The 9,553-nt window shown below is 68.3% G+C and carries 3 protein-coding genes and 1 tRNA gene; 3 read left to right on the top strand and 1 reads right to left on the bottom strand.

Translation table 11 applies throughout. The features are described 5' to 3' along the window. The first annotated feature begins 16 nt into the window (after positions 1 to 16). Positions 17 to 85: transfer RNA gene (locus ACWDO5_RS26485), tRNA-Thr, on the top strand. A 47-nt stretch (positions 86 to 132) separates the two neighbouring features. On the opposite strand, the gene ACWDO5_RS26480 is transcribed toward ACWDO5_RS26485, so the two are convergent. Next, positions 133 to 2,787: a SpoIIE family protein phosphatase gene (locus tag ACWDO5_RS26480; protein ID WP_450532865.1), complete on the bottom strand. Its 2,655-nt coding sequence runs from the start codon at positions 2,785 to 2,787 to the stop codon at positions 133 to 135. 269 nt (positions 2,788 to 3,056) lie between these two features. On the opposite strand from ACWDO5_RS26480, the gene ACWDO5_RS26475 reads away from it, so the two are divergent. After that, positions 3,057 to 8,540, top strand: coding sequence for a HAMP domain-containing protein (locus tag ACWDO5_RS26475; protein WP_450532864.1), 5,484 nt, complete (start codon positions 3,057 to 3,059; stop codon positions 8,538 to 8,540). 244 nt (positions 8,541 to 8,784) lie between these two features. Next, positions 8,785 to 9,468 carry a response regulator gene (locus ACWDO5_RS26470; RefSeq protein WP_450532863.1) on the top strand — a complete coding sequence of 228 codons (684 nt, stop codon included), beginning with the start codon at positions 8,785 to 8,787 and terminating at the stop codon, positions 9,466 to 9,468. The last annotated feature ends 85 nt before the right edge of the window (positions 9,469 to 9,553 follow it).

The following is a 9,553-nucleotide window of genomic DNA, read 5'->3' as shown; positions in this document are numbered from 1 at the left end:
GTCGGCGACCGACAACGCCGGTGAGCTCATCAAGAGCGTCTCCATGGTAAGGAGAAGGTCTACGGTTCGATTCCGTATTGGGGCTCAGCAGCGAAGAAGGCCCCCGCCAACTGGCGGGGGCCTTCTTCGTGTTCAGGGCTGGTGGGGCTCCGGGACGCGCATCGCGAGGATCGCCATGTCGTCGGAGGCCGGTTCGGCGGCGAAGCGTTCGACCGCGCGCAGGACGCGGGAGGCGACCGCGCCGGCCGTGAGGCCCGTGCAGGTGGTGAGAACGTCGACGAGTCCGTCGTCGCCCAGCATGCGTGTACCCTCGCGGCGTTCAGTGACGCCGTCCGTGACGCAGAGCAGAACGTCGCCCGGGTCGAGAGTCACCATCTGCTCGTACAGCTCCAGGTCGTCCATGACGCCGAGGAGTGGCTGCGGTTCGGCCGCGGGTTCCACGCTGCCGTCCTGGCGCAGGCGGAGTGGGAGCGGGTGGCCGGCGCAGACGACCTTGAGGACCGCGCTGCCGTCCTCCTGTGGCCACAGTTCGCCATAAAGGAGCGTCAGGAAGCGGCTGCGGGCGCCCTCGTCGAGGATCGCGGCGTTCAGGCGCTCCAGGACGGCGGGGCCGCCGAAGCCCTCGCGAGCGAGCAGACGCAGGGCATGGCGAGCCAGGCCGGTGACGGCCGCGGCTTCCGGGCCCGTACCGCAGACGTCGCCGATGGCGAAGCCGTACGCGCCGTCGCGGATCGGGAAGAGGTCGTAGAAGTCGCCGCCGACTTCATTGCCTTCACCGGCCGCGCGGTAGATGACCTCGACCTCCACGCCCGGGATCTGGGGGAGTTCCGGCGGCAGCAGGCTGCGCTGGAGGGACTGGCTGATGGCCATGCGCTCGGAGTACAGACGGGCGTTGTCGAGGGCGAGGGCAGCTCGGCGGGAGAGGTCCTCGGCGAGTTCCAGGATTTCCTGGCGGAAGTGGTCGTCGGACGGCTTGCCGAGGGTCAGCATGCCGATGACGCGGTTGCGGGCGACGAGGGGCAGGACGACCGTCTCGCCGCCGACCGCGGCGGCCGTGGCGAGGGTGGTGCCGATACCTGAGGAGACCGGCGGTGTGGAGCCGAGACCGAGTTCGCGCTTGGAGGTGCGTAGTGCCGCCGCCTGGCCGGCTTTGGCGGGGGCGGTCCAGACGCGGGCGCCGGGGGTGGGCACCGGGTCGGGCGGGTCGATCTTGGAGAGGAGGGCCTTTAGGCCGTCGATCCGCTCCTCGTCCTCGTGGAGTACGTAGCTGAGATACGGCTCGGATGCCTGGTCGGCGATGGTGTAGACGGCGCACCAGGTGGCGAGGGTGGGGACCGTCATCTGGGCCATCAGCGCCAGGGTTTGGTCCCGGTCGAGGGTTCCGGCGAGCAGGTCGGAGGCCTCGACGAGGAAAGAGAGTGAGCCGCGGCGCAGGCGTTCCAGTTCGCCCAGGCGGGCCGATTCGACGGCCAGGGCGATGCGGTCGGCGGCGAACTGGAGGCGCAGGGCCTCCTCGTTGGAGTAGCGGCCCGAGGATTCGGCCGCGACTCCGAGGGAGCCGGTGAGGCGGCCCTCGACCTTGAGCGGGACGGTGACGACCGAGCGCATGCCGGTGGAGTTGAGGAGCGGGACGGCACCCGGGACGGCTGTGAGGTCCTCATGGACGGCGGGCATCCGGGCGGAGCCGTAGCGGCCGGTGCCGGCCTCGACCGGGACGCGGGCGAAGCGCTGACGGGCCGACGGAAGGCCGGTGGTGGCCCGTACTTCCAGCTCCGTCTCGTCGTCGGTGGCCAGCAGCAGGAAGGCCGCGTCGCCGTCGAGCATGTCGCGAGCGCGCTCCACGGTGCGCTGGAGAAGGCCGTCGAGGTCTTCGGGCGCGGGGGAGCCGATGAAGACCTCGAAGGGGTCGGTGGCGTGGCTGTCGGCGCCCGTGTCGGTCACGGGGGCGCGCTGCGGGGTCTGCAGGACGGCGCGTTCGTCGTCGCGTACGAGAAGGCAGACGGTGGACGGCTCGCCATGGGTGTCGCGGACGCGGAGGTGCGATGCGTAGACGGGGACGACGCGGCCGTCGGTGCCGCGGATGCCGTAACTGCCCTCCCAGCGGGAGAGTTGGAGCGCTTCGGCGATGCCGGTGCCGATGCCGGGAGTCTGCGGCCAGGCGGCCAAGTCCGTCAGGGGCTTACCCATGACCTGCTCGGCGGCGTATCCGAAGAGGTGTTCCGCGTCTTCGTTCCAGACGGCGATCGAACCGCTGCGGTCGATCTGGGTGACGGCGACGCGTACGCGTTCGTCGGCGACCGGGAGGAGAGGGGTCGGCAGGACCGGGCCGGCGGAGCGCGTGCCCACCGGGCGCTGGGGGAGGTCGAGTTGGAACCACACCTGTTTGAAGGTGGGGGAGTACTCGACGCCCCAGCGTGAGGCGAGAGCTGCGCACAGGAGCAGTCCGCGCCCGTTCTCGCGGTCGAGGCTGCCGAGCGACCGGCCGGTGCCCTGTATCGGGATCTCGCGCTCGGGGTAGCGGTCGGAGACTTCGACCCGTACACCCTCGTCCGTACGCAGACAGAGCACATCGGCGGCGGTGCCTGCGTGCACGACGGCGTTGGTGACGAGTTCGCTGGTGAGGACGACCGCGTCGTCCACGACGTCGGAGTACCCCCACCCCTGGAGGGTGTCGCGGACGAAGGCGCGGGCGGTCGCGACGGACCGCCCGACAGGGTCGAAGCTGGCAGCCGCCCGCGCGGTGATCACAGAACTCCTCGTACGCGTCTCGACGCCCGGCTCTGCCATGATTCGGCCTGCCCCTCCCGGTGCCCGGTGTAGGTACTTGCGCCACGCCGCCCCGCCGGGCGGACCGGGGCGGTTGGACAGCCGGATGCCAGGTTACTTACCTTCGCTGTCCGAGCGGATGCCGGTTGCCGCTGTTTCCGCCCTCCGAGGGCGGGGACGCTATGCGAAGCTGCCGAACTGTTATGGCCTGGTTCGGCCATGGTGAAACACTGGGCAGGCTGTCCTTGGACCGCCTGGGCAGTACGGTCAACCCCTGCGGGAGGGACACGGTGGAGTCTGGCGTGGCGGCGCGTGGCAAGAACACGCGCGCAAAAGGCGGACGGTCCCGGAGCAATGGGACAACTGAAGTGGATACGGCGGCTCTGAACAGGCTGCTTGCGGCTCTGGTGTCGATGCGGGACGGCAATTTCCGCCGCCGTCTGACCGTGTCGGGCGACGGCGTGATGGCGGAGATCGCGGCCGTCTTCAACGAGGTTGCGGATCGTAATCTGCACCTCACGGGTGAGCTGGCGCGCGTACGCCGGATGGTCGGGCGCGAGGGCAAGCTCACCGAGCGGCTGGAGACAGGGGCCTGCGAGGGCTCCTGGGCGGCCGCCATCGACGCCTCCAACGCGCTGGTGGACGATCTGGCGCGACCGGTGTCCGAGGTGGGACGGGTGCTCTCGGCGGTCGCCGAGGGTGACCTGGAACAGCGGATGGAACTGCGCTGGCACTCCGTGGAGGGCGCGGATGCGGCGGTACGGCCGCTGCGCGGCGAATTCCTGAAGGTCGCGCGTACGGTCAACAGCCTGGTCGACCAGCTGTCGGCGTTCACCGACGAGGTGACCCGGGTGGCGCTGGAGGTTGGCACCGAGGGCAAACTGGGTGGCCAGGCACAGGTGCGCGGTATGTCCGGTTCGTGGAAAGATCTCACGGATTCGGTGAACACCATGGCGTACCGGTTGACCGCTCAGGTACGTGACATTGCTCTCGTCACCACGGCGGTCGCCAAGGGGGATCTGTCACGCAAGGTCACCGTCCATGTGGCCGGCGAGATGCTTCAGCTGAAGAACACCGTCAACACGATGGTGGACCAGCTGTCCTCCTTCTCCTCCGAGGTGACCCGGGTCGCCCGGGAGGTCGGCACGGAGGGCGAGCTGGGCGGGCAGGCGGCGGTGCCCGGTGTGGCCGGTGTGTGGAAGGACCTCACCGATTCGGTGAACACCATGGCGGGCAATCTGACCTCGCAGGTGCGCGGCATCGCCGAGGTGACGACGGCGGTCGCCAACGGTGATCTGTCGCAGAAGGTCACGGTGAGCGCGCGCGGTGAGGTGGCCCAACTCGCCGAGACCATCAATCAGATGACCGAGACGCTGCGTACGTTCGCGGACGAGGTCACCCGTGTGGCGAGCGAGGTCGGGGCCGAGGGTCTCCTCGGTGGCCAGGCGCAGGTGCCGGGGGCTGCCGGGACCTGGAAGGACCTCACCGACTCGGTGAACACCGTCTTCCGCAACCTGACCACCCAGGTGAGGGACATCGCGCAGGTGACGACGGCGGTCGCCAATGGTGATCTGTCGCAGAAGGTCACCGTCGATGTCGCGGGCGAGATGCTGGAGCTGAAGAACACCGTCAACACGATGGTGGACCAGCTGCAGTCGTTCGGTTCCGAGGTGACGCGGGTGGCCCGGGAAGTCGGCGTCGAGGGCCGTCTTGGCGGGCAGGCGGAGGTGCCGGGCGCGGCGGGTACCTGGAAGGACCTCACGGACTCGGTGAACACCGCGTTCCATAACCTCACCGGCCAGGTGAGGGACATCGCGCAGGTGACGACGGCGGTCGCCAATGGCGATCTGTCGCAGAAGGTCACCGTCGATGTCGCGGGCGAGATGCTGGAGCTGAAGAACACCGTCAACACGATGGTGGCGCAGCTCTCCTCGTTCGCCGATCAGGTCACGCGGATGGCGCGGGACGTGGGCACGGAGGGCCGGCTGGGCGGCCAGGCGCGTGTCGACGGCGTCAGCGGTACGTGGAAGGAACTGACCGACTCCGTCAACTTCATGGCGGGGAACCTGACTTCGCAGGTTCGGCAGATCGCGCAGGTGACGACCGCGGTGGCCCGTGGTGACCTGTCGCAGAAGATCGATGTGGATGCGCGTGGCGAGATCCTGGAGCTGAAGAACACCATCAATACGATGGTCGATCAGCTTTCGGCCTTCGCCGAGCAGGTGACGCGGGTCGCGCGTGAGGTGGGTACGGACGGCCGTCTTGGCGGGCAGGCGCAGGTGCCCGGCGTCGCCGGCGTGTGGCGCGATCTGACCGACTCCGTGAACGGCATGGCGGAGAACCTCACCGGCCAGGTCCGTAACATCGCGCAGGTCGCCACCGCGGTGGCCCGTGGTGACCTGTCGCAGAAGATCGACGTGGATGCGCGCGGTGAGATCCTGGAGCTGAAGAACACCCTCAACACGATGGTGGACCAGCTCTCGAACTTCGCCGAGCAGGTGACCAGGGTGGCGCGCGAGGTGGGCACCGAGGGCATCCTGGGGGGTCAGGCCGAGGTCCAGGGCGTCTCCGGCACCTGGAAGGACCTCACCCAGTCCGTCAACTTCATGGCCAACAACCTCACGTCGCAGGTCCGCAATATCGCCGAGGTGACGACGGCGGTCGCCAAGGGCGACCTGTCGAAGAAGATCACCGTTGACGCCAAGGGTGAGATCCTCGAACTGGTGACGACGGTCAACACGATGGTCGACCAGCTGCTGGACTTCGCCGACGAGGTGACCAGGGTCGCCCGTGAGGTGGGTACGGAAGGTGTACTGGGCGGTCAGGCGCGGGTGCGTGGCGTCACCGGCATCTGGAAGGACCTCAGCGACAACGTCAACTTGATGGCCAACAATCTGACCAATCAGGTGCGCAACATCGCGCGGGTCTCCGCGGCGGTCGCCAACGGCGATCTGACGAAGAAGGTGACGGTCGAGGCGCGCGGCGAGGTCGCGGAGCTGGCCGAGACCGTCAACACGATGGTGACGACGCTGTCGTCGTTCGCCGACGAAGTGACCCGTGTGGCCCGCGAGGTGGGCACGGAGGGCGAGCTGGGCGGCCAGGCGCATGTGCCGGGAGTTTCCGGTACGTGGAAGGACCTGACCGAGTCCGTGAACTCGATGGCGTCCAATCTGACCGGCCAGGTGCGGCAGATCGCCACAGTCACCACCGCCATCGCCAAGGGCGATCTCACCAGGAAGATCGACATCGATGCGCGGGGCGAGATCCTGGAGCTGAAGACCACCATCAACACCATGGTGGACCAGCTGTCGTCGTTCGCCGAGGAGGTCACCCGGGTGGCCCGCGAGGTCGGCACGGACGGGCAGCTGGGCGGTCAGGCCCGGGTGCGGGACGTCGACGGAACCTGGCGCGATCTCACCGAGTCGGTGAACGAGATGGCCGGGAACCTCACCCGTCAGGTGCGCGCGATCGCGGCCGTCGCGACCGCGGTGACCCGAGGCGATCTGAACCTCAAGATCGATGTGGACGCGGCCGGCGAGATCCAGGTGCTGCAGGACAACATCAACACGATGATCGCGAACCTTCGCGACACCACCCTCGCCAACGAGGAGCAGGACTGGCTCAAGGGCAACCTGGCCCGTATCTCCGGTCTGATGCAGGGCCGGCGCGACCTCGACGACGTGGCCTCGCTGATCATGAGCGAGCTCACTCCGGTCGTCTCGGCGCAGCACGGCGCGTTCTTCCTGGCGATGCCGACGGGCGGCGGCGCTGGCGCCTCGCCGGTCGGTGAGGCGTCGTACGAGCTGTGCATGCGCGGCAGTTACGGCTACTCCGCCGGTCTGATGCCGACGTCCTTCCGGCCCGGCGAGACACTGATCGGCACCGCGGCCGAGGAGAAGCGGACCATCCAGGTCAATGTGCCGCCGGGCTATCTGCGGATCTCCTCGGGTCTCGGCGAGGCATCGCCCGCGTATGTGATCGTGCTGCCGGTGCTCTTCGAGGGGAAGGTCCTCGGTGTGATCGAGCTGGCGTCTTTCCAGCCGTTCACGCAGATCCAGCGGGACTTCCTCAACCAGATCGCCGAGATGATCGCGACGAGCGTCAACACCATCAGCGTCAACACGAAGACCGAGGTGCTCCTCAAGCAGTCCCAGGAGCTGACGGAGCAGCTGCGTGAGCGCTCGGCCGAGCTGGAGAACCGGCAGAAGGCGCTGCAGGCCTCCAACGCCGAGCTGGAGGAGAAGGCGGAGCTGCTGGCGCAGCAGAACCGCGACATCGAGGTGAAGAACACCGAGATCGAAGAGGCGAGGCAGGTGCTCGAGGAGCGTGCCGAGCAGCTCGCGGTCTCGATGCGCTACAAGTCGGAGTTCCTGGCGAACATGTCGCACGAGCTGCGTACGCCGCTCAATTCTCTGCTGATCCTGGCCAAGTTGCTCGCGGACAACGCGGAGGGGAACCTCTCTCCGAAGCAGGTGGAGTTTGCCGAGACGATCCACGGGGCCGGCTCCGACCTGCTCCAGCTGATCAACGACATCCTCGACCTGTCGAAGGTCGAGGCGGGCAAGATGGACGTCAGCCCGACGCGTATCGCGCTGGTTCAGCTCGTCGACTATGTGGAGGCGACCTTCCGGCCGCTGACCGCGGAGAAGGGTCTCGACTTCTCCGTACGGGTGTCGCCGGAGCTGCCCGCGACGCTGCACACCGACGAGCAGCGGCTGCTGCAGGTGCTGCGCAACCTCCTGTCCAACGCGGTGAAGTTCACCGACAGCGGCGCGGTGGAGCTGGTGATCCGGCCCGCGAGCGCCGATGTGCCTCAGTCGATCCGCGAGCAACTGCTGGAGGCGGGCTCGCTGCGGGACGCGGACGGAGATCTGATCGCCTTCTCGGTCACGGACACCGGGATCGGGATCGCGGCCGGCAAGATGCGCGTCATCTTCGAGGCGTTCAAGCAGGCCGACGGCACGACCAGCCGGAAGTACGGCGGTACGGGCCTCGGACTGTCCATCAGCCGCGAGATCGCCCGGCTGCTGGGCGGCGAGATCCATGCGGCGAGCGAACCGGGACGCGGCTCGACGTTCACCCTCTACTTGCCCCTTCACCCCAGCGAACTGCCGCCGCAGGGTTACCCGCAGCTCACCCCCGGCGCCGGCCCGCAGGCCGACACTGCCGAGGAGGGTCTGCAGGACGGGCTCCCGCAGGCGCGGCACGATGCGCCCGCCCCCGCGGACGCCCACGCCGGCCCGGCCGCGCTGTTCCGGCGGCGGCGCAAGGCGCTGGGCTCGATGGACCAGCGGCGCGCGCTGCCCGGCCAGGCGGGCGGTGCGTCGGCGGGCGCGGAGCAGTGGGCCGGGGCGAACGGCAGCCAGGAGGCGCCGGAGGAGCGGCGCACCTTCACCTTCGATGGCGAGAAGGTGCTGATCGTCGACGACGACATCCGCAATGTCTTCGCGCTCACCAGCGTGCTGGAGCAGCACGGGCTGTCGGTGCTGTACGCGGAGAACGGTCGTGAGGGCATCGAAGTCCTGGAGCAGCACGATGATGTGACGGTCGTGTTGATGGACATCATGATGCCGGAAATGGACGGGTACGCGACGACGACCGCGATCCGCAGGATGCCGCAGTTCGCCGGTCTGCCGATCATCGCGCTGACTGCCAAGGCGATGAAGGGAGACCGGGAGAAGGCCATCGAGTCGGGCGCTTCCGACTATGTCACCAAGCCGGTCGATCCCGACCATTTGCTCTCGGTGATGGAGCAATGGATGCGCGGGGAGTGAGCGACGCCTGCCCGGTTCTCCGCGAGTTGCTGACTGACTGTGGCCGAAGGCGTGTGAGACGGCGGTATTCGGGGAACCTTCTGGTCTCCCACTACGTTTCTGCTATGTGCACAGTGACATCGCAGTGACAGGGTGTGGCGACAGGCGGGGTGCGGCTACCATGACCGGCACAAGGACGGGCGACGTAAGGGAGTCGTCCCCTGGGGCGGCGCCCGGTGCACATCCGGGGCGAGGAGGGCGGGCCATGGTGCAGAAGGCCAAGATCCTCCTGGTCGATGACCGGCCGGAGAATCTGTTGGCGCTGGAGGCCATCCTCTCTGCGCTCGATCAGACACTGGTGCGGGCATCGTCAGGGGAGGAAGCGCTCAAAGCGCTGCTGACAGACGACTTCGCGGTCATTCTGCTGGACGTCCAGATGCCCGGCATGGATGGATTCGAGACGGCCGCGCACATCAAGCGGCGGGAACGGACCCGGGACATCCCGATCATCTTCCTCACCGCGATCAACCACGGCCCGCACCACACCTTCCGGGGTTACGCCGCGGGCGCGGTCGACTACATCTCCAAGCCGTTCGACCCCTGGGTGCTGCGCGCCAAGGTCTCGGTCTTCGTCGAGCTCTACATGAAGAACTGCCAACTGCGTGAGCAGGCCGCGCTCCTGCGGCTCCAGCTGGAGGGCGGCGGGCATGCGAGCGCGGGTGCCAGCAAGGAGCCCGCGGGGCTGCTCGCCGAGCTTTCCGCGCGGCTCGCGGCAGTTGAGGAGCAGGCGGAAGCGCTGTCCAAGCAGCTCGACGACGACTCGGCGGACGCCGCCGCAGTCGCCACCGCGGCCCATCTCGAGCGCAAACTCACCGGTTTGCGCCGGGCCCTCGACGCGCTGGAGCCGGGTACCGGCGGCGGAACGCCGACGCTGCCTTCGCAGAACTGAACGGCCGCCGGGGGCTTGAGAGAGCGTCAGCTCTCCGCTATCAGCGCGTCAGTTTCCGCCCCCAACCGGCACGACACGAACGAGT

It is taken from the genome of Streptomyces sp. NPDC000880 (assembly GCF_053599675.1).
Note: the sequence above shows the minus strand (reverse complement) of the source record. Positions and strands in the feature narration are given on the sequence as shown.

Bases quoted from the DNA above. Each gene is read 5' to 3' on its own strand.
- ACWDO5_RS26480 (WP_450532865.1), bottom strand. From the start codon at position 2,787: ATGGCAGAGCCGGGCGTCGAGACGCGTACGAGGAGTTCTGTGATCACC.
- ACWDO5_RS26470 (WP_450532863.1), top strand. From the start codon at position 8,785: ATGGTGCAGAAGGCCAAGATCCTCCTGGTCGATGACCGGCCGGAGAAT.